This window comes from Bacillus sp. HMA207 (assembly GCF_003402455.1).
Taxonomy (GTDB): Bacteria; Bacillota; Bacilli; order Bacillales; family Bacillaceae_G; genus Bacillus_A; species Bacillus_A cereus.
The window spans coordinates 2,757,978-2,778,148 of record NZ_BEZT01000001.1 but is presented as its reverse complement, the minus strand read 5'-3'; the positions used below and the strand labels follow the sequence as shown (position 1 = coordinate 2,778,148).

Sequence of the window (20,171 nt, the reverse complement as noted above, 5' to 3'; positions counted from 1 at the left end):
GAGAAGGTCTAAATGAATAGAGTACTAGCTGTATTTTTCACGATAATGTTTATGATCGGTACAGACACTTTCTTAATTTCACCACTGTTGCCGACATTACAACAGGTGTATCATGTTTCAACCGAGTTGTCAGGATGGATGGTGAGTTCGTATGCTTTAGGGTATGCTGGATTTGCGCTTATTGCTGGTCCTATATCAGATGGATTAAACAGAAAAAAAGTGATGGTACTAGGTATGAGTTTTTTTGCAATAAGTACGTTTTTGTGTGGAATTGCACCGAGTTTTTTATGGATGCTAACATTTAGATTTTTAGCAGGTGTAAGTGCAGCTTTTGTATCTCCACAAGTGTGGGCATCTATTCCGCTCCTTATAGAGAAGAAGCAAATTGTGAAAGCAATTGGGGTTGCAACAGCAGGGTTATCAATCTCTCAAATTTTAGGGCTGCCACTGGGAGCTTATTTAGCAACGATACATTATACAATCCCATTCTATTTCATTGGTATATTATCAGCACTACTTGTCATTCTTATTTATGTTGTATTACCAGAAATACAGTCGGTTCATATAGGTGGAAATAAAAAAGCGATTTTACAGCGTTATAAACAATTACTTACAGATTCAAAGGTTTCACTTTCTTATTTTGCATACTTTGTTTTTCAAACCGGAAATTTTGCTGCATTTTCATTTTTTGGTGTATGGCTTTCCATTCAATTTGGCTTACAAGTTCATGAAGTAGGTACAGCTATGCTCGTATTAGGGTTAGGAAATTTAACTGGTAATATTTTTGGTCCTAGAATCGTAAATAAAATTGGTTATAACCTTTCTTTCTATGGTGGAATTATATTTACAGCAGTGCTATATGTATTACTTCCACATGTAAAGAACATTGTATTGGTGGAGTTATCGTTCTTTGCTTTGTTTTTTTGGACAGGAATTTTGTTTGTATTAATGATGAGGCACTTACAAAACATATCTAGTGCAGCAAGAGGAACAGGAGCCGCGCTTGCAAATGCTTCTATGTATATTGGTCAAATGATTGGTGCGGCAATAGCAGGAATGTTATTTGCAGTATCTCACAATTTTATACTTATAGGTAGTTTTACTGCGTTACTATATATAGGAGCTTTATTTTTGTTTAGAAAAAGTGAAAAACTTACTGAAAATAGTGAAACAGGAATTGCATCATAAAGCTTGTATAAATATTTCGCAAATCAGAATTAATAAGAGTGTGAATACATGAATGTGCTTTTAATTAAAGTAGTTACTAAAAGTATAGAAATAGTAGAAGAAATGTATTGTAACAAAGTTATGAGGAATCAAAAAATAAAAATCCCTATAAAGATAGGGATTTATATATCGGCATATAGTTCCTTGGAAAAGGATATACTTAGTTTAGCATATCGGACTACTTATATTTGTGAAATAGATGTGAAAGTAATGTGAAAAATGCCGAAGGAAAAAACTATTTAAATAGAGGGCAATTTAGATGGGGATATGGATTTTACATAAATGTTGTGTTATATTTCTACTTATCTGTTAATAATTACATATTTTAATTTTATTAGGGATAAAAGGGAGAGGTTTAAATGCAATGGTATTTGAAAGCTCTAAAGAATTATGGGAATTTTAGTGGTAGAGCTACGCGAAAAGAGTACTGGATTTTTAGTTTATCCAATATCGTAATTTTTTGGCTACTGTTATTTTTATCATCATTTTCAGAGGTGTTAGTTGCTATTATTGCGTTGCTATTTATGTTAGTAATGATTATACCAAGTTTTTCGGTTGGTGCACGACGATTACATGATATTGGGAAAACGGGATGGTGGCAACTATTAAATTTTGTACCGTTTGGTAGCGTTGTTTTACTTGTATTTTTTATCATTGAAAGTGAAGAAAATGACAATCAATACGGACCAAATCCGCATTCAGATTTAAAAGAAGCGATTTAATAAACTTATTTAGTTTGTAGCATTACTAGTTCAATTATTTTATCTATTATTAAAATGGTTTGCGTGGGCTAATATTATTAGGTTGATCTTTAGGTCTAGATGACTTTTGAAACTGTAAAAATGGAAAGATAAAGGCGGAGAGAATATAGCATGGAAAGAAAAAAATTCTAAATAAAAAGCACTGTTTTAGCTAATGTAGCTAAAACAGTGCTTTTCTCTTTGATTGAACAGTTGCAGCATTTTCATCATGTATACCTGCATCTTTAATAATTCGTTGTTTTGCTTTATTTAATAGATGGTTTACTGCTTCACCAAAATAGTTAGCTTCGCTTTTTGTGCGGGCTTCTCGTAAACATTTATAGTTTTCTAGCAGTTCCTCTTTTTCGGAGTTTGTTAAGAAATCTTCTATTTTCTTTTTTGTCATACGAAACACCCTTTCTCCTGACAAACGACGCAATAGAAAATATTTATTTCTCATTATAACAATAATTTTAAAAGAAAGTATACACTAACGTCGCAATAATTTGTCAATTTCTTGAATCTTCTCATCAGCTTTCCCAATTTGCGTATTTTTAGCCTGTTCGCCACCAAGAGCTTGATGTAGTAAGAAAGTTTGGCCAGAAATAGCAGTTACAATGGATACTTTTATAATTTCTTTTATCGCGGTGACATCGAATAAAACGAGCCCAAGAAGTGCGGCTAGGCTACCAGTAAAAATATCAGTTAAAAATCCAAAATGAAAAAATGTTTTCAAACGGCGTGGAAGCAATAACTTACCTTGGTTATTGATTAGATGGGAAACGAAGCCGGTAATGCCACCAACGAGAACAGCGGTTAGCCATTGATACATTTCCATCGAATCCACTCCTTTTAGTGAATAAGATTCGATTATTTTATATTGATTCCTTTTAATATTTCATATAAGCATATTGAGAAAGTTTGTTTGGGTATATTTTGTATTCAATTTAATTATAACAGAAAATTTCGAAAGGTTTCAGTCTATTATATGAATCATTTTTACAATAATATGAATGCAGAAAGGGGTGCGTGATATGAAGATAGATTATCGAATAAGAAGTGTAGATGGTTATACAAAAAATATAGGGGAATTAGTAAGCATGCTGGAGCATACGAGAGCTGTAACATTAGGCGAAGTAAAAAATTTATCAGTTGAGCAATTAGATTTAATTATGCAGAGCAGCAGAAATTCAATTGGCGCCTTATTAAAGCATATAGCAGCTATTGAAAAAGTTCATCAGCTTATTTCATTTCAAAATCGTGACTTTACAAAAGAAGAATTAGAAATATGGGAAGATGCACTGTATTTAGGGGAAGCGGGTAGAGCGATCCGTGGTCATGAAATACAGTATTATGTACAACTTCTACAAAGTGTTCGAGAAGAATCTCTGAAGTATTTAAGTGAACAAGGTAATGAGTGGCTCATGTCAGAAAGAAAGTGGCCTAACGGTGTAGTATATAACCAGCACTATCTTTGGTTTCATGTGCTAGAAGATGAAATTAGTCACCGAGGACAAATTAGAATGCTCAAAAACAAGTTGTTTGAAAATTACGTTAAATGATGTAGCTTTTTATAGGAGAATTCCATATAATGAGGGTAATTAAAATAAGAACGGGGTGATGTATTATGGCGAAAATAACTTATATGAATAATAAACCAAATACAAAGGTGGATGGAAAGGGCGAAACGATATAAGTGAGCGCACTATCCTTCCACTTAGCTTACACTAGGGAGGATATCAATTTGAATCAAAATATTTTAGAATCGTATGGCTGGGATTCTTTTTTTGAGGAACAAGCTGTAGAGAACTTTGAAGTAGGGCGTATTTTACTTGAGCATAAGCATATATATCGAATTATTTGTAATGATGGTGAATATATGGCAGAACTGTCTGGGAAGTTTCGGCATGAAGCAGTTACGAAAGGCGATTATCCAGCAGTTGGTGATTGGGTGTATATAAAGAAAATAGAAGATGAAAAGAAAGCGATTATTCATCGTATTTTCCAGCGAAGAAGCTCTTTCTCAAGACAAGAGGCTGGAACAAGAACAGAAGAACAGATTATAGCAGCAAATGTAGATTATTTATTTTTAGTGAATGCACTTAATCATGATTTTAATGTTAGAAGGATGGAACGTTATTTATTATTAGCGTATGAAAGTGGCGCTATGCCAGTTATTGTTTTAACAAAGAGTAGTATATGTAATGATATAGAACAAAAAATTGTAGAAACGGAAGCTATAGCAATTGGTGTTCCTATTTTTGTTGTTGATAGTTTAGAGCATACAGGTATTGATTCGTTGAAACAATTCGTTTCTTCAGGGAAAACAATTGCTTTAGTTGGGTCATCAGGGGTAGGAAAGTCAACTTTGTTAAATGCGCTAATAGGAATTGAGGTAGCAAAAACGGGAGATATACGTGAGGAGGATAGTAGGGGAAGGCATACGACAACGCATCGAGAGTTATTTCAATTGCCAAGTGGCGCTCTCGTAATTGATACTCCCGGTATGAGGGAATTGCAACTTTGGGAAGGAAGCGAAGCGATTCAAACAACATTCTCTGATATTGAAGAACTTGCGACAACATGCCGTTTCCGTGATTGTAAGCATGAGAATGAACCAGGGTGCGCGGTGTATAGTGCAATTGAAAACGGACTTATTACGATAGATCGTTTGAAAAGCTATAAAAAATTACAAAGAGAACTGGCGTATTTTATAAGAAAACAAGATGCAATCCTTGCCAGAGCAGAGCGTGATAAGTGGAAAAAACTTTCTAAACAACATAAAAAAATGTAAAAACCAAAGGGTGCCCCTTTGGTTTTTTCTATTTGTAAATTTTATAATAATATTATTTATATATATAGACAAAGGGAAATTAATTGTTTAAACTTTACAAAGTATTCATCATAATAGGTTATGAAAATAATAATTAGGGATTGGGAAATATTCATAATTAACTCAATTTAACTTTTAAATTTGAAAATTAGGAGGTTCATAATGGGTAAACTATTAAATTTGTTTCGTGATATGAAAGTAGCAAAAAAGCTATTAATTTCATTCTTTGTAATTTTAATTGCGGCTGTGTCTATTATCGGAGGCATGTCTTATCAAACAGCCAAAAAGAATTTTGAATCGCAAATTAAGAGTAGTGCCAACGACAATATAAAAATACTGGATAATTTAATCAATCAAATGATTGATGCAAAATTTAATGATGTGAATAATTTTGCACGGGTGATTCAGGGGAATATGTATCAAGGAGATAATCAGGATGAATTAAGAAAAATGTTATCTCAATATATAAATTTAAATAAAGATATTGAACAAGTATATGTTGCCGGAAATGATAAAAAATTTGTACAAGAACCAAATATACAAATGGCAGCAGACTATGATCCAACAGAGCGTTCTTGGTATAAAGATGCGGTTGCAAAACAAGGTGGTATTGTTGTTACTGAGCCATATAAGGCAAAAGGAAATGGACATATTGTCGTAACAATCGCAAAACAAACAGAAGATAAAAATGGAGTTGTTGCGCTAGATTTAAGTTTAGATAATTTATTAAAAACATCAAAGTTAATTAATATTGGTAAAAAAGGATATGCCTTCATTTTAGATGGAAAGCAAAAAATAATTGCTCATCCACAAGAAAAATCAGGGGAAAAAGCGGCTGATTCTTGGGCAAAGAAAATTTATGAAGATAATCACGGTGCTTTTTCATATTCTTATGGCGGTAGTGAAAAGAATATGGTATTTGCTACAAATGTAAAAACAGGTTGGAAAATTGGTGGGACGATGTACTCAAGTGAAGTAATTGAAGCTGCTCAACCTGTATTTTATAATATGTTAATTGTTATGCTTATCTCATTAGTAGTAGGCGGGGCACTTATTTATTTTGTAACACTTTCAATTACGAAGCCTTTAAAGAGATTAGTTGTTACCTCTAAAGAAATAAGCGAAGGGGATTTAACGCAAACAATTGAAATTCATTCTAATGATGAAATCGGCCAACTTGCTAAAGGCTTTAATGAGATGACGAATTCGTTACGGACGTTAATTGGAAGAATTAACGATTCAGCTGGGCATGTTGCAGCGGCATCAGAAGAGCTAACTGCAAGTGTAAGGCAAGCGAGTGAAGCGACTGAGCAAATCACAATCGCAATGGATGAAATATCAAGTGGGGCAACGACGCAAACAACAAGCGTAGAAAATGGCGCTATGTTACTGTTTGATGTAACGGAAGGAATTCAACATGTAGCAAATAGTTCATCATCTATTAATACGGCTTCTGCACATACTCGTGAAAAAGCAGAAGATGGTGGGAAACTAGTAGGAAGAACAGTAAACCAGATGCAGTCTATTGCAGAATCGGTTTCACAATCAGATGCAGTTATACAATTACTAAATAATAAATCAAAACAAATTGGTGATATTTTAGAAGTAATTCAAAATATTGCAGATCAAACAAACCTTCTAGCTCTAAATGCGGCGATTGAAGCCGCAAGAGCCGGTGAGCATGGAAGAGGTTTCGCAATTGTTGCAGATGAAGTGCGTAAATTGGCAGAGCAGTCTAGCGTATCTTCTAGTGAAATTAGTAAATTAATATGTGAAATACAAGATGATATGGGTAAGACAGTCAAATCTATGAATCATGTAAATGAGGAAGTTCAATCTGGACTTGTTATCGCAAATGAAACGAAGCAAAACTTTGCTGAAATCTTACAATCTACAAATGAAATAGCTAATCAAATTAAGACGATGGTTGAAACGGCTAATGGAATGTCAAAAGGGGCAAATGAAGTATCTATTTCGGTAGGACAAATTGCAATGACAGCACAAAATAATGCGACAAGCACACAAAATGTTGCGGCTTCAGCTGAAGAACAGCTAGCTTCGATGGAGGAAATTGGATCTGCAGCAGGCACGTTATCTCAAATGGCTGAAGAGTTGCAAGGACTAATTGAGAGATTTAAAGTTTAATAGAGAACAGACTATCCCCTAGTAGCATTATGCCAATAGAGGGTAGTCTGTTTTATTGTGTAAAATCAAATGGAGATGTAAACTTCCTTTATGACGTTTAAAATGGTATTTTGCATAATGTTTGTCGAAAAATAGAGGTATTTGTTAGCTTTGTGTATAATTATTAACGTATAGAATACAAATAAAAGGAGAGTATTATGGGAGTGTATTGGGGGACAAAAAGACATTCTTGGCTTAGTTACGTCTCATTTTGGCTAAGTATTTCATTTTTTATTGTTTTTCTAATTGAAGTGTTTATATTAAAAACACTTTCGAATAGCTCGGTGCAAATTGTTAAATATTTTTATTTTATATTTGTACCAGTAAATATTTTTCTTAGTTTAAAGTTACTATTTAAGAAGAATGAAAAGAAAGCGTTACCTATTTTTAGTTTCATTGTCTCATTATTATTTGCAATTTTAATAATCGTATTAGTTTTAGCAGCTATAGGGAAGGTCTTTTGAGGGGAGTGGTATAAGTCACTCTCCTTTTTTATTTGTGGTAGTCTTACTATATGTAAAAGTGTGAATGCTGTGAGCTAATAAAAGCAGAGAGTAGACAATATTTGCATGGATTAAAGTCTGTCGTTATTTGAACTTGTAAGAGTGTATGGAGTAATGAGGTAATATACATAATAATGGAGATAGAATTAGTTATTTTATAAGTATGTATGAAGCAAATGAATACGGTAAGAACGTTGATATATGGTACAATAGCTATGGATAGTGATAGAGATAAAGGGTATATAAAATACTCATCGTTTTTTAGTAAGAGAGGGGTTATCTTATGCTATACGAGGATTTGGAGACATTATTTCAAACAGCTCCGAAAGAAGATAGAGGCGGATGGAAATATATAATCCAAGAACAAAATAATACATTTAAAATTGTTGATGAAATACTGAAAAATCAAATGAGTGTCGAATTATATTTTAATGAATACGATGAGGTGAAAATCGCTTTATATAAAGATGGAATTCCCATTACGACTATGCAAAGAATTGCGATTTCAAAAGTTGAATTAGACGAAGATGAAGAAGGTATTCAATTTGTTTTAGAGCGCATGCCTAGTCGAATGATTCGGTTGCAGTTAAAGCCATATTTAGCATTAGAAATGGGACCGTACTGGGAAGTATGTGATGATTGTGAATGAACATAAAAAAGCATCCAATAACATGGATGCTTTTTTATGTTTTTTGAAGTTGTTTAAACGCAATGATTGGAAGTATAACAATACTTACCCATCCGATGATAGGATATAGAATGTGAAGTAAGTCACTGTAACCGATGTAGCTAAAGCAATAACTAATTAGTAAAATGAAGAAAATAATATTGTTATTTTTCCACCCAGTAATAGATTGCATCTGTTTTGTCATTCCGAACACATTACCAACTAAAGTTGTGAAAACTTCACCGAAAATAATGAGAACGAAAAAGAAGTGAAAAGTTGCATTAAATCTTCTTATGACTTCAGCCATTGGGATGTTATATTGGTAAAATTGATCGACTGATAAGATTGCTAAATGGCTGCATAATAAAATTAAAGAAAGTCCAGCACCACCTAAAATCCCACCCCAAAAAATAGCTTTTCGATCCTTTACTTCACTGGCTAATGGGACGAGAACACTTTGGGCGAGAGAAAGATTTAAGGCGACATATGTAATAGGGCTAGTAATCCATTTCATATTCCAGCTCTCTGCAGGAATAGTGTTGTTAATAGGAGTTGTACCGTGAAAAAAGGTTGTAATAGCAAGTCCGATAATAAAAATCATCATAATAGGTACGACAAGTGTATTTACTTCAAAAACACCTTGTAATCCGCGGCTACTTATAATGAGACAAGCGATAACTGTAATAAGAATACCGAGTTGTCTTGGTAAGCGAAGTTGCTCTTCAAATACTGCACCAGCCCCTGATAACATAACGCTCGTTACGCCGAATAAAACGAGTAATAATAATGTGTTTACAACATTCCCAAATACATCCCCAAATAAATATTTGTTAAATTCTTGCGCTGAAAATGCCCCGATTTGTGATGAAAGTAACATCATCTTTGTGCCAAGCCAAATAAAAAAAAATCCACTTACACATATGCCAATTGTCCCGTATAATCCATTTACTGTGAAAAATTCAACAATTTCTCGTCCAGTAGCAAATCCAGCTCCAACGACAGTTCCGATATAAGTAGCGGCTACTTTCTTTGCTACTTGCCATTGTTGATTGTCCATGTTATCCCTCTTTCTACTATGATGAGCTTGATGTACTATTATGCATATGTATGAGCTTGGACAATTAGACGTATGAAGTGTTTGAAAAAATACATGAATTTAATGATATTAGGGAAGCATTAAAGGTGTTAAAACTTTGTTACATATAAGCCAATTGTTCGAAAGGAAAGGGAATGTATGGTAAAATGTAATTAGGTTATTAAAAGATAAACATTACAAAATGATAAGAGGAGTGATTGTATGAGTACGAAAACAAATGTTGTTGAAGTATTAAACAAGCAGGTAGCAAACTGGAATGTGTTATATGTGAAACTACATAATTATCACTGGTATGTGACAGGGCCACACTTCTTTACATTACATGAGAAATTTGAAGAGTTTTATAATGAGGCTGGAACGTATATTGATGAGTTAGCAGAACGTATTTTAGCTTTAGAAGGTAAACCATTAGCGACAATGAAAGAATATCTCGCAACATCTAGTGTCAGCGAAGGGACAAGCAAAGAATCTGCAGAAGAAATGGTGCAAACATTAGTGAATGATTATTCTGCACTTATTCAAGAATTAAAAGAAGGTATGGAAGTTGCAGGTGAAGCTGGCGATGAAACATCAGCTGACATGCTGTTAGCAATTCATACAACATTAGAACAGCATGTATGGATGCTAAGTGCATTCTTAAAATAACGATAAATATAATAGAAACCCATTGAAAAATTATTTCAATGGGTTTTTTTATGATTTTTCAGTTTTCTTTTATGCTATAATATAGTAAAAAGGAGGCGATGCGATGTTTCGCTTTTTCAGAACTGGAAAAGAAGAGCGGGAAATTACGAAAGATGAATTAGAACAAGCGATGGCTCAGTTTTTAGAAACGAATGCTAATATCGTTTATACAGTATTAGTAAATGAAGATTATACAGTAAATTATGATTTGTTAAAACCGTATTTACCTGCATTTCCAACAAATGATTTTCTCATAACGAAGGAAACGCTTGAGGTATTTGAACATACAGCAGAAAATTTAAGCCTAGTGAAAGAAATTGATGTCGTACAAAAAGCAGTAGACCAATACGTAACAGAAAAAGAAATGTTCCCAATTGTTGAAGGTAGCGAAGATCGCCTCATATGCGGAATGAAGCTAGGACCTTACTTAAATCGTAGCTTAAAAAGAGACTTATATATTTCAGAAAAACATTATTTAGTTTCAAGTAAACCAGATAGAAAAAAACAAAAGAGCGGGTAGATGTAATGAAAACAACAATACATATATTGTTGTCTTTTTTTGTTTGTTAAAATATTGATTTTTCAGTCTATTATTATTTATACTAAATGTATTGGACAGGGAAGAGTAACTATTAAGCATCATTTTGAGAATAAGGTATTGTTAGCGTGGGTTATACAAAGTGGTATAAAGATTCGCAAAAAATATTATAAAAGGTTTCGGGGGAATTGGTACATGAAAAATAGCATGACTTACATTCAATTATTAAATGAAACGTTACGTTGTTATGCAAATAAAGGAAGTTTTGAAGCGTACAATTATATAATGGAAAACGCTACAGGTGTAATAGGGAATGAGGCGCAAATATATAATTTTAAGTATGCACTCGCAAGTGCATCGGGACTTGAAAAAGAAGCATTACATTTAATGAGAGAGGCCATTATAGAAAAGGGATTCTGGTATGGAAATGAGTATTTAATTTCCGACGAAGATTTAAAATCACTACATAAATTTGAAGAATTTCATACAATGGTGCAATTATGTAAAGAAAGAGAAGAATTAGCACATAAAAAGGAAAGACCAGATGTGAAATATATATACAGCAAGAAAGAGGGAAATCTACTACTTACATTGCACGGTGACCAAGAAAATATACAAATAGTAGAACCATATTGGAAATCTGTGTTGACACAAGATTATATGTTAGCTTTACCACAGTCTTCACAAATTGAGTTTTCAGATGGATTTGTTTGGGATGATATAGAGAGAGGAAAAGAGGAATTAAAAGAGCATTACAATAAGTTTATAGAAAATCATACAGTAGAAAGTGTAATCATTGGTGGTTTTTCTGCAGGGGCGAGAGTAGCTTTATATACGATTTTACAACAAGATATAAATGTAGATGGTTTTGTTTTTATGGCACCATGGCTTCCCGAGATTGAAGAATGGGATGAGTTGTTAAGAGTGCTGCAGGATAAACATATAAAAGGATATATAGTATGCGGGGATCAAGATGAAGATTGTTTCGAATCCACGCAGCAATTTGTACAACTATTAAGAGAGAAGAATATAGAACATAAGTATAAAGTTGTGCCTGACTTAGATCATGATTATCCTATTAACTTTGAAGAGCTATTAAAAGAAGCTATTGAATATATAGGAAATGAAAACAATAAGTAGTAAGAAAAAGAGATGCATCACATGTGATGCATCTCTTTTTAGAATTATAAATTAAAAGCATTTGCTAATAAGCGATAAGACTTTAATTTATGTTCAAATTGATGAGTAATCGTGACAATCATAAATTCGTCAGTATTGTATGCTTTGCTTAAGTTTATTATTTTTTCTTTTACAGAAGACGGATCACCAACAATCATACGTTGACGATTTTCTTTTATACGGAATAAATCATAAGCGCTGTATGAATAATTTTGAGCAGTTTCAATAGAAGGTGTACCAGTAGTTCGTTTTCCTTGCTCTAATAATAAGATTGATAAATCTAAACTAGAAGCAATTTTTTCCGCCTCTTCATTTGTTTCTCCGCATATAACAAAGATGGCAACGATTGAATTAGGCTTATCTCCTAAAAATGAAGGCTGATATTGTTCTTGGTAAGCCCTCATAACTTCAGGGCCTCCGAAGCCGTTAATAAATTGTGCAAATGCGAAAGAAGCTCCGTTGTTTGCAGCAATTTTAGCGCTCTCTCCGCTAGAACCGAGCATCCACATTTCAGGAGACGTTGGGATAACTGGAGTGGCTTTTAAGTTTGCATAGTGATGGTTTTCTGGTACTTGATCATGTAAGTACATTGCAACGTCTGCAATTTGTTCTGGATATTGATCAAGTGAGACCATTTTCCCTTCTTGAAGTGCGCGAGTTGCTATTGGCATACCACCAGGAGCTCTACCAACACCGAGATCGATGCGGTTCGGATACAATGCTTCTAGAACACGGAAATTCTCAGCAACTTTATATGGGCTATAATGCGGTAACATAACACCACCTGAACCGACTCTAATACGGTCCGTTTTTGCGGCAATATGAGAAATAAGTATTTCTGGACTTGAACCAGCTAAGCTTACGGAATTATGATGTTCGGATACCCAAAAACGTGTGAATCCGAGTTTTTCAACTTCTTGTGCAAGCGTAACTGTATGTGAAAAAGCTTGGGCTGCTGTGCTACCATCTGAAATAGGTGATTGGTCTAATACACTTAACTTGATCATAGAATATACCTCTCAATCTTAATGTACATCCTATTATATATTTACTTATGAAAAATGCGTAGTGAAATGCTCAAAATGAAAAGCGGATAATCTTATTTCCGCTTTTAACGAGAAAATCCGCGTTCATAATGATTCATTTCGACTAGATTTAAAATATATTCATAGTTGTCAATTTCACGTTTTAGTTGTTCACGTTCTTTTTCAGATAGTGTCATATTGCTAAGTTTTTTACATAAGTTTTGTTTCTTTAATTCTAAATGTTTTTTTGTAGCATCATAGTCATAGGTATGTTTCATTTTTAACCACTCCTTCTTTGTAGTTGCTATATTATACGAAGTATAAAGAAAAGTGAGATCTGTCTCTTATGTACTTTTAGTGAATATTCAAATTGCAATGGTGTTATGTTTATGGGGATGTATGAATAAAATGCACTAAACCACTAACGTCCATTTGATGAAGTAAGGGGTGGAATTGTGCAGAAAGATATAATGTATAACACTGAAATGGATGAAGCGTTAAAAGTTATAGATAAAGGATTGAATAAGACGACAAGCCCAAAACAGATTATTGTAGTGGGAGCTGGTATGGCTGGGTTAGTTTCAGCCTCTTTATTAAAGGCTGCAGGACATGATGTGAAAATTTTTGAAGCAAATAACCGGGTAGGTGGCCGTATAGAAACGGTTAGAATGGAAGATACCGGATTATATTTAGATGTTGGAGCAATGAGGATTCCATATTCGCATACATTAACGATGACATATATAAGAAAATTTGGGCTACAGGTGAGACCTTTTATTAATAGGAATGAGACGGATATTATATACGTAAATGGACGGAAAACGACGTTAAAACAATATGAAAAAGATCCAAGTATTCTAAGATATCCTGTGGAAATGAATGAAGTTGGAAAAACGTCAGAGGAATTATTATTGTTAGCGGTACAGCCCATTATAAATTTTATAAAAAAGAACCCAGAAAAAAATTGGGACGTTGTAGTAAAGGATTTTGGAAGATACTCTACTGGGCAATTTTTAAAGTATCATCCTTATCAGTATAATACTTACTTTTCGCCAGTAACAATTGAGATGATTGGTGTTCTATTAGATTTAGAAGGTTTTTTGGAACGATCGTTTGTAGAGACTTTACGCTTTCTATACATTATGCAAGAGGAGAGCGGATTTTGTGAAATTGTGGGCGGGAACGATAGATTGCCAAAGTCATTTTTACCGCAATTAGAAGAGAATATTATATATAATCAAAAATTAATGAAGCTACATCAACACGATAATGGTGTGACAGCTTTCTATCGGAACGAGGAAACTTTTGAATATAGTAGTATTACAGGAGATTTAGTTATTGTTACCATTCCGTTTTCGACAATGCGTTTTGTAGAAGTAGATCCGTTTGATTCTATATCTCATGAAAAATGGAAAGCAATTCGTGAATTACATTATATGCCTGCGACGAAAATAGGAATTCAATTTAAAAGCCGATTTTGGGAAGAACAAGGACAATTAGGCGGCAGAATTATAACAGATTTGCCAATTCGTTATGCCTATTATCCAAGTTATGGAATTGGGCAGAAAGGACCGGCTATGATGTTAGGTAGCTATACATGGTCTTATGACGCGTTGTTATGGGATGGTTTATCAAAAGGTGATCGTATTTATTACGCATTACACAACTTAGCAACAATATTAGGTGGTCAAGTGTATGATGAGTTCATATCTGGAATATCAAAAAGCTGGACATTGGATCCGTATGCGCTTGGAGGATTTGCACTTTTTCAAGCAGGTCAAGAATCTGAGTTGCAACCAGCGATTGTCAAACCAGAGGGGAGAATATTCTTCGCTGGAGATCATACAACGCTATATCACGGATGGATTCAAGGTGCGATTGAATCTGGAATTCGTGTAGCGGTGGAAGTGAATGAGTAAAAGGTTTTCAATTCAGAAAATTCTTTACTATATAACTTGAGATGGATATTATTATATATAAAAGAAATATAGGGAGTGTTTACAGTGAATCCGTTATTATTCGATTTTCCTTCTGAATTTTATACTGACAGGCTTTTTATTCGAATGCCGAAACCAGGAGATGGTAAAGTTGTATATGATGCAATTCAGGCTTCAATAGAAGAACTAAAACCTTGGATGGTGTTTGCACAAAAAGAGCAAACAGAGCAAGAAGTAGAAGAAAGTATTAGAAAATCACATATTCAATTTTTGCAACGTGAGGATTTAAGATTACTAGTATTTTCGAAAGAAACAGGTGAATTTATTGCTTCAGCCGGATTACATCGTATTAATTGGGATATACCTCAATTTGAAATCGGATATTGGATTGATACAAGGTTTAGCGGAAAAGGCTATATGGTAGAGGCTGCGAAAGGTATAACGGATTACGCTTTTTCTGAATTGAAAGCAAACCGTGTAGAAATTCGTTGTGATTCTTTAAATAAGAAGAGTAGAGCGATACCTGAGAAATTAGGTTTTAAGTTAGAAGGTACGTTAGAAAGTGCGAGTGTTGCGGTAGATGGAAACGGATTAAGGGATATGTGTGTATTTGCCATGACTAGAAATACATATGAAAAAGAAGAGCTGTAAGAAAATAGCTCTTCTTTTTATGCATTATGGTACAGGATGTCCATTAGAGCTTTCGAAAATTGTAAACCATTGTTGACGGTCTAAGTTAACTTTTGTAGCAAGAGCGGCAGTTTTTACGCGATCTAATTTACCAGAGCCAACGATTGGCATCATATTAGCTGGATGAGCAAGTAACCAAGCATACATAACCGTATCGATATTAGAAACACCTAGCTCAGTAGCAACTTTTTGCACAGTTTCGCGTACACGTACAGCACGTTCTGATTGACCAGTAAAGATCTCACCACCAGCAAGAGGTGACCAAATCATTGGATTGATTCGTTTTTCTTGGCATAAGTCAATTGTTCCTTTTTCAAAATGCTCAAGCTGCAATGCAGAAACTTCAATTTGGTTCGTAATAAGTGGAAAATCTAAGTACGAATTTAACATATTAAATTGTGAAGGTAAGAAGTTAGATACACCGAAGTGACGAACTTTTCCTTCTTGTTTTAATTGTGAAAATGCCTTTGCCACTTCATTTGGATCCATAAAAGGATCGGGACGATGAATAAGTAATACGTCAATATAATCTGTATGTAAATTGTTAAGTGATGCTTCTACACTTTGCATAATATGCTCTGTACTAGTATTGTAGTGAGGAACATATCGTTCTGGAAATTTCGGTGATGGGGGAGCGATTCCACACTTTGTAATAATTTGCATGTTTTCTCGTAAGGAAGGCTTTAATTGTAAAGCTTCGCCAAATAACCCTTCACACGTATATGCGCCGTAAATATCAGCGTGATCAAAAGTAGTAATTCCCATATCCATACAATCTTCAATGAAAGAAAGTAATTCTTGTTTTGTCATATTCCATTCTGCTAAACGCCAAAATCCTTGAATAATACGAGAAAATTCTAGCGTTTCAGCCATTTGAACTCGCTCCATTATAAGTACCCCCTTGATGAATAATAATGTTTTGAAAAGGCTTTCTTACTACATATTATTATATAGTTAATTAGGTGTACAGACAATAAATATGTTTTGCTACAAAAATGATTTTCTCTATATGTTATAATGTAGAAACATATAGCTATAAGGAGATGTACGAAATGATTCCAGTAACAATATTAACTGGTTTTCTTGGATCGGGGAAAACGACATTATTAAATCGTATTTTATCAGAAAATCACGGTAAGAAATTAGCGGTGATTGTAAATGAAATAGGGCAAATTGGCATTGATAATCAGTTGATTATGAATGTGGAAGAAGAAATTATGGAAATGACAAATGGCTGTTTATGCTGTACTGTACGTGAAGACTTACTTGTTGCTTTAAAACAGTTATTGGACGTAAAAGCAGAAGGGAAAATGGATTTTGATGGTTTAGTAATTGAAACGACTGGCCTTGCAAATCCAGGCCCGATTATTCAAACATTCTTTTTAGATCCAGTCATCCAATCTGCTTACCAAATTAACGGTGTTGTAACGGTGGTAGATAGTTATCATATACATAAACATTTTGAAAAAGGATTAGAAGCAAAAGAGCAAATTGCGTTTGCTGATGTTGTTTTAGTAAATAAATTAGATTTAATTGAAGAGAATGAGAAAGAAAATCTCTTGCATGAAATTCAAGGAATTAACCCGACTGCAAAGTTAATTGAGGCGACTAACTGTGAGGTAGATATACCATCTTTATTACAAATCCAAACGTTTAAAACGAAAGATACGTTGCAAATTTACCCTCATAAAGAACATAACCACTTAGAAGGTGTGAAATCATTTGTATTACGTGAAGAACGTCCGCTGGATTTACAAAAGCTTAATGAGTGGATGTCAGCTGTCGTGCAAGAGCTAGGGGAATATTTATATCGTTACAAAGGAATTTTATCGATAGACGGAGTAGATAAACGTATCGTTTTCCAAGGCGTACATACGTTATTTGCTGCTTCGTACGATAGAGAGTGGCAAGAGGGCGAAGAGCGAGTAAGTGAAGTAGTTTTTATCGGAAGAGATATTAATAAAGAGTGGTTCCAAGAACATTTCGAGGAGTGTGTGAAATAAGTCTGCGTAAATTGTAGGCTTATTTTTTATGAGCATTCTATTAGATTGTAAAACAGAATTAAATAAGGGAAAGAAACTAAAAATTGATAACTGTATAATAAAAAGCCTGTTTTCACAGGCTTGTATTTTCGTCTATTAGTAACTCCATTACAACACCTACAACTGGACCTTCATCATCAATATCCCCATTTAAGCGGAAACCAAATGATTCATACAGTCCCATTGCAAGTTTGTTGTCTGGATGTAAACTTAAGTAAATTATTTTACATTCAAATTTTTCTTGTAAGAATTGAATGAGTAAGCGAAGGAAACGTTTTGCGTATCCTTTTCCTTGATATTGTTGGTCAATCATAAAGCGATCGAGCCATACACTTTTATGTTTTACTGAATACCATCCATACATTGCGTATCCTACAATTGTTTCGCCATCATATAAACCTACTGACGTTCCGTTTCCTTCATATAATGATTCTGCTAAAGAAAACGCGTTACTTTCAATAAATTGTTGCTGATCTTTTGCGACGTCTAAAGCAACTATTGAACGCCAATTTTTTGCTGTTACTTCACAAATGTGAAGATTCATAATTCCAACTCACCTTCTAAATTAATATAGCTTTCAAGCTAATATGGATAATTTTACTTGTTATTTTGGTCAAGTCAAGGATAAATACATAAAAAGGCAGCTGAATAACAGATTCAGCTGCCTAGAAAATATAATGGATTAGTTTGTTGCTTCTTTCAATGTATTTACGTTTTCTTCCATTAAAGTGAAGTAATCTTTATTATTTTTTGCATCATCTTCAGAAATAGTAGCTAAGTGATTTAAGCGTAAAACTTTTGTACCAGTTTCTTTTTGAATTACGGATGCTACTTTTGGAGTAGAGAACGTTTCGAATAAAATATATTTTAGATTATGTTCTTTTACTGTTTTTGTAATGTCAGCAAGCTGCTTTTGAGATGGTTCATCAGAAGCTGAAATTCCAGCGATAGGAATTTGTTTTAGGCCGTATCGTTGTTCCCAGTAACCATAGGCAGCATGAGAAACTAAAATTTCTTTCGTTTTTGCGTTCGCTACAGCTGCCTTAAATCCATCGTCTAAATCAGTAAATTTAGTTTGAAGTGCTGCAAAGTTTTTTTCGAATTCTTTTTTATGTTCAGGTTGTAATTCTACAAGTGCATTTTTAATTTTTTCTGCTTGTTTCATTGCTAGAGTAGGATCTAACCAAACATGTGGGTCTTTATCGTGATGATGTTCATCTTCTTTATGGCCATCTCCATGATCATGATGCTTTTCTTCAGTAGAAGCACGAAGCTCAATACCTTTAGATGCATTTACAATTTTAACATTTTCTTTTTGTAATGTTTTTTCCATTTTTTCAGCAAATGGTTCTAATTCAGCGCCGTTATAAACAAATAAATCGGCTTTTGCAACTTGTACTGTTTGTTTTTGACTTGGTTCAAATGTATGTGAATCTGCACCAGGTGGGTAAATTGCTTCAACATTTACATAGTCGCCACCAATTTTCTTTGCGAAATCAGCAAGTGGGAAAATCGTTGTATAAACTGTTAGCTTTCCATCTTTCTTGGCATTACTTTCTTTTTTATTTGAGCAGCCAGCGAAAATTAAGGTAAAAATAAGTAAGAATGAAAATATAGTCAATCTTTTAGGCATGAAGTTCTCCTCTTTTCTTTTTTACGGATATATTTTCCCCAATTATAGAAGAAAAATATCATTTTAATACAAAACGGAATAATTACGTTTTAGTTTGCGAACTTAGTATAATACATCTTTAATAAAGTTGCAATAAATAATAATCATTCCGATTTGTTTTTGTTATAAAGTTGTCAAATATAGGTGTATTATTTTGCAAATGCATGCATATGTGACAACGCTGTTTTCATATATTGAAAAGGAGGTAAAGAGGGGGATGAGCGCTTGGGTTACTTAATGGAAGCTATTTTATTAATATTAGCGGTAGTATTGCCATTATCTTTCGTATTAATTTTTTTAAGAAGATTAATAAGTAATTTAGGGGACGCTACAACAATAACGAAATTACAAGAGAGAAATGAGAAAAAAGAGTGAGTAAAGCACTATGCGTACGCATAGTGTTTTACTTGTGGTAAAATAAGAGCAGGAAACTCCTAAAGGTTGTATTTTACTGAAGGAGAGAAAAGTAAAATAAGAGGTATATGTATATATGAATAAGCGAACAGCGTTAATACTTGGTGCAAGTGGTTTAGTTGGACAAGAGATAACGCGTCTATTACTTGAATCAGATTACTACGATTCGGTTACTATTTTTGTAAGAGAGCCAATGCAATTGCAACATGAGAAGTTACAGCAGAAACAAGTTGATTTTTCGGTATTAGAGGAATATAAAGAGTTCTTTGCTGTGGATGATGTTTTTAGTTGCTTAGGAACAACAATAAAAAAAGCAAAAACAAAAGCAAATTTTAAAAAAGTAGATTATGAATATACGTTACGAGCTGCTTGTTTAGCTGAAAAACAAGGGGTACAAAATTTCCTTGTCGTGTCTTCTATGGGAGCGAATCCTAAATCATTTTTCTTTTATTCACAAGTGAAAGGGAAAATGGAAGAAGAATTGCAAAAGTTAGTGATCGGTGGTATTCACATTTTTAGACCATCATTATTAGTAGGAAATCGACAAGAATTTCGTTTCGGCGAACAAATGGCTGAAAAGTTATCTCGTATTATTCCTTTTATCTTTAAAGGGGCTTTCAAAAAGTATAAACCAATTTCAGCTAAAGATGTGGCGAAAGGGATGTATATAACCGCGCTGCGAGAAGAATCGGGTATCCATACTTATAATTCAAATGAAATTACAACGATAGAATAAATAA

Annotated in this window: 24 protein-coding genes; 16 read left to right on the top strand and 8 right to left on the bottom strand. The window is 33.7% G+C overall.

Annotated features, from left to right (window positions below; all coding sequences use genetic code 11):
* Nucleotides 1–12 precede the first annotated feature (12 nt).
* From HMAS_RS14415 to HMAS_RS14405, 3 genes are all read left to right on the top strand, one after another.
* On the top strand, nucleotides 13–1,188 hold the full coding sequence (locus tag HMAS_RS14415; protein WP_116344890.1) for an MFS transporter: 1,176 nt from the start codon (nucleotides 13–15) through the stop codon (nucleotides 1,186–1,188).
* A 48-nt stretch (nucleotides 1,189–1,236) separates the two neighbouring features.
* Nucleotides 1,237–1,443 (top strand): hypothetical protein, encoded by a 207-nt coding sequence (locus tag HMAS_RS28335; protein ID WP_001101741.1) that lies wholly within the window; start codon nucleotides 1,237–1,239, stop codon nucleotides 1,441–1,443.
* A 143-nt stretch (nucleotides 1,444–1,586) separates the two neighbouring features.
* Nucleotides 1,587–1,949 (top strand): DUF805 domain-containing protein, encoded by a 363-nt coding sequence (locus HMAS_RS14405; RefSeq protein ID WP_001198796.1) that lies wholly within the window; start codon nucleotides 1,587–1,589, stop codon nucleotides 1,947–1,949.
* A gap of 199 nt (nucleotides 1,950–2,148) precedes the next feature.
* On the opposite strand, the gene HMAS_RS14400 is transcribed toward HMAS_RS14405, so the two are convergent.
* A complete protein-coding gene (locus HMAS_RS14400; protein WP_000162602.1) occupies nucleotides 2,149–2,373 on the bottom strand; it encodes a hypothetical protein in 225 nt (74 codons plus the stop codon).
* Between the two features lie 84 nt (nucleotides 2,374–2,457).
* Nucleotides 2,458–2,805 carry a DUF4257 domain-containing protein gene (locus tag HMAS_RS14395; protein WP_000426317.1) on the bottom strand — a complete coding sequence of 116 codons (348 nt, stop codon included), beginning with the start codon at nucleotides 2,803–2,805 and terminating at the stop codon, nucleotides 2,458–2,460.
* A 196-nt stretch (nucleotides 2,806–3,001) separates the two neighbouring features.
* On the opposite strand from HMAS_RS14395, the gene HMAS_RS14390 reads away from it, so the two are divergent.
* The 5 genes from HMAS_RS14390 to HMAS_RS14370 all read left to right on the top strand — a co-directional run bounded on the left by HMAS_RS14390 (nucleotide 3,002) and on the right by HMAS_RS14370 (nucleotide 8,136).
* Nucleotides 3,002–3,529 (top strand): DinB family protein, encoded by a 528-nt coding sequence (locus tag HMAS_RS14390; protein WP_116344889.1) that lies wholly within the window; start codon nucleotides 3,002–3,004, stop codon nucleotides 3,527–3,529.
* Between the two features lie 182 nt (nucleotides 3,530–3,711).
* Nucleotides 3,712–4,761 (top strand): ribosome small subunit-dependent GTPase A, encoded by a 1,050-nt coding sequence (gene rsgA, locus HMAS_RS14385; protein ID WP_001073088.1) that lies wholly within the window; start codon nucleotides 3,712–3,714, stop codon nucleotides 4,759–4,761.
* 201 nt (nucleotides 4,762–4,962) lie between these two features.
* Nucleotides 4,963–6,945, top strand: a complete 1,983-nt coding sequence (locus tag HMAS_RS14380) for a HAMP domain-containing methyl-accepting chemotaxis protein (RefSeq protein ID WP_016122348.1) — start codon at nucleotides 4,963–4,965, stop codon at nucleotides 6,943–6,945.
* A 197-nt stretch (nucleotides 6,946–7,142) separates the two neighbouring features.
* On the top strand, nucleotides 7,143–7,448 hold the full coding sequence (locus HMAS_RS14375; protein ID WP_000539569.1) for a hypothetical protein: 306 nt from the start codon (nucleotides 7,143–7,145) through the stop codon (nucleotides 7,446–7,448).
* Nucleotides 7,449–7,770: 322 nt separating this feature from the next.
* The gene (locus HMAS_RS14370) at nucleotides 7,771–8,136 is read left to right on the top strand and encodes a DUF3979 family protein (protein WP_044306614.1); all 366 of its coding nucleotides are present in this window, start codon (nucleotides 7,771–7,773) and stop codon (nucleotides 8,134–8,136) included.
* A gap of 34 nt (nucleotides 8,137–8,170) precedes the next feature.
* On the opposite strand, the gene HMAS_RS14365 is transcribed toward HMAS_RS14370, so the two are convergent.
* On the bottom strand, nucleotides 8,171–9,211 hold the full coding sequence (locus HMAS_RS14365) for a GerAB/ArcD/ProY family transporter (RefSeq protein WP_000370210.1): 1,041 nt from the start codon (nucleotides 9,209–9,211) through the stop codon (nucleotides 8,171–8,173).
* Nucleotides 9,212–9,451: 240 nt separating this feature from the next.
* On the opposite strand from HMAS_RS14365, the gene HMAS_RS14360 reads away from it, so the two are divergent.
* The 3 genes from HMAS_RS14360 to HMAS_RS14350 all read left to right on the top strand — a co-directional run bounded on the left by HMAS_RS14360 (nucleotide 9,452) and on the right by HMAS_RS14350 (nucleotide 11,612).
* The gene (locus tag HMAS_RS14360; protein ID WP_000105199.1) at nucleotides 9,452–9,895 is read left to right on the top strand and encodes a Dps family protein; all 444 of its coding nucleotides are present in this window, start codon (nucleotides 9,452–9,454) and stop codon (nucleotides 9,893–9,895) included.
* 103 nt (nucleotides 9,896–9,998) lie between these two features.
* Nucleotides 9,999–10,454, top strand: a complete 456-nt coding sequence (locus tag HMAS_RS14355; protein WP_000488210.1) for a DUF3939 domain-containing protein — start codon at nucleotides 9,999–10,001, stop codon at nucleotides 10,452–10,454.
* Between the two features lie 213 nt (nucleotides 10,455–10,667).
* A complete protein-coding gene (locus tag HMAS_RS14350) occupies nucleotides 10,668–11,612 on the top strand; it encodes an alpha/beta hydrolase (RefSeq protein WP_000798313.1) in 945 nt (314 codons plus the stop codon).
* A gap of 44 nt (nucleotides 11,613–11,656) precedes the next feature.
* Here HMAS_RS14350 and HMAS_RS14345 read toward each other — a convergent pair whose 3' ends face one another.
* The gene (locus tag HMAS_RS14345; protein WP_000594045.1) at nucleotides 11,657–12,658 is read right to left on the bottom strand and encodes an LLM class flavin-dependent oxidoreductase; all 1,002 of its coding nucleotides are present in this window, start codon (nucleotides 12,656–12,658) and stop codon (nucleotides 11,657–11,659) included.
* A gap of 104 nt (nucleotides 12,659–12,762) precedes the next feature.
* Nucleotides 12,763–12,954, bottom strand: coding sequence for a DUF3896 family protein (locus tag HMAS_RS14340; protein WP_000683359.1), 192 nt, complete (start codon nucleotides 12,952–12,954; stop codon nucleotides 12,763–12,765).
* 177 nt (nucleotides 12,955–13,131) lie between these two features.
* Between HMAS_RS14340 and HMAS_RS14335 the strand changes: the two genes are divergently transcribed.
* Complete coding sequence (locus tag HMAS_RS14335) at nucleotides 13,132–14,595, top strand: flavin monoamine oxidase family protein (RefSeq protein ID WP_001168130.1); 1,464 nt, start codon at nucleotides 13,132–13,134, stop codon at nucleotides 14,593–14,595.
* Nucleotides 14,596–14,679: 84 nt separating this feature from the next.
* The gene (locus HMAS_RS14330; protein WP_001068736.1) at nucleotides 14,680–15,264 is read left to right on the top strand and encodes a GNAT family N-acetyltransferase; all 585 of its coding nucleotides are present in this window, start codon (nucleotides 14,680–14,682) and stop codon (nucleotides 15,262–15,264) included.
* Between the two features lie 24 nt (nucleotides 15,265–15,288).
* Here the strand turns inward: HMAS_RS14330 and HMAS_RS14325 are convergent, their stop codons facing one another.
* The gene (locus HMAS_RS14325) at nucleotides 15,289–16,191 is read right to left on the bottom strand and encodes an aldo/keto reductase (protein WP_016122350.1); all 903 of its coding nucleotides are present in this window, start codon (nucleotides 16,189–16,191) and stop codon (nucleotides 15,289–15,291) included.
* A 164-nt stretch (nucleotides 16,192–16,355) separates the two neighbouring features.
* On the opposite strand from HMAS_RS14325, the gene HMAS_RS14320 reads away from it, so the two are divergent.
* Nucleotides 16,356–17,306 (top strand): CobW family GTP-binding protein, encoded by a 951-nt coding sequence (locus tag HMAS_RS14320; protein ID WP_000613422.1) that lies wholly within the window; start codon nucleotides 16,356–16,358, stop codon nucleotides 17,304–17,306.
* A gap of 112 nt (nucleotides 17,307–17,418) precedes the next feature.
* On the opposite strand, the gene HMAS_RS14315 is transcribed toward HMAS_RS14320, so the two are convergent.
* On the bottom strand, nucleotides 17,419–17,889 hold the full coding sequence (locus HMAS_RS14315; RefSeq protein WP_025710174.1) for a GNAT family N-acetyltransferase: 471 nt from the start codon (nucleotides 17,887–17,889) through the stop codon (nucleotides 17,419–17,421).
* Nucleotides 17,890–18,027: 138 nt separating this feature from the next.
* A complete protein-coding gene (locus HMAS_RS14310) occupies nucleotides 18,028–18,978 on the bottom strand; it encodes a metal ABC transporter substrate-binding protein (RefSeq protein ID WP_116344888.1) in 951 nt (316 codons plus the stop codon).
* A gap of 264 nt (nucleotides 18,979–19,242) precedes the next feature.
* On the opposite strand from HMAS_RS14310, the gene HMAS_RS27695 reads away from it, so the two are divergent.
* The gene (locus HMAS_RS27695; protein WP_000540933.1) at nucleotides 19,243–19,392 is read left to right on the top strand and encodes a hypothetical protein; all 150 of its coding nucleotides are present in this window, start codon (nucleotides 19,243–19,245) and stop codon (nucleotides 19,390–19,392) included.
* A gap of 115 nt (nucleotides 19,393–19,507) precedes the next feature.
* Nucleotides 19,508–20,167, top strand: coding sequence for an oxidoreductase (locus tag HMAS_RS14305; RefSeq protein ID WP_001042735.1), 660 nt, complete (start codon nucleotides 19,508–19,510; stop codon nucleotides 20,165–20,167).
* The last annotated feature ends 4 nt before the right edge of the window (nucleotides 20,168–20,171 follow it).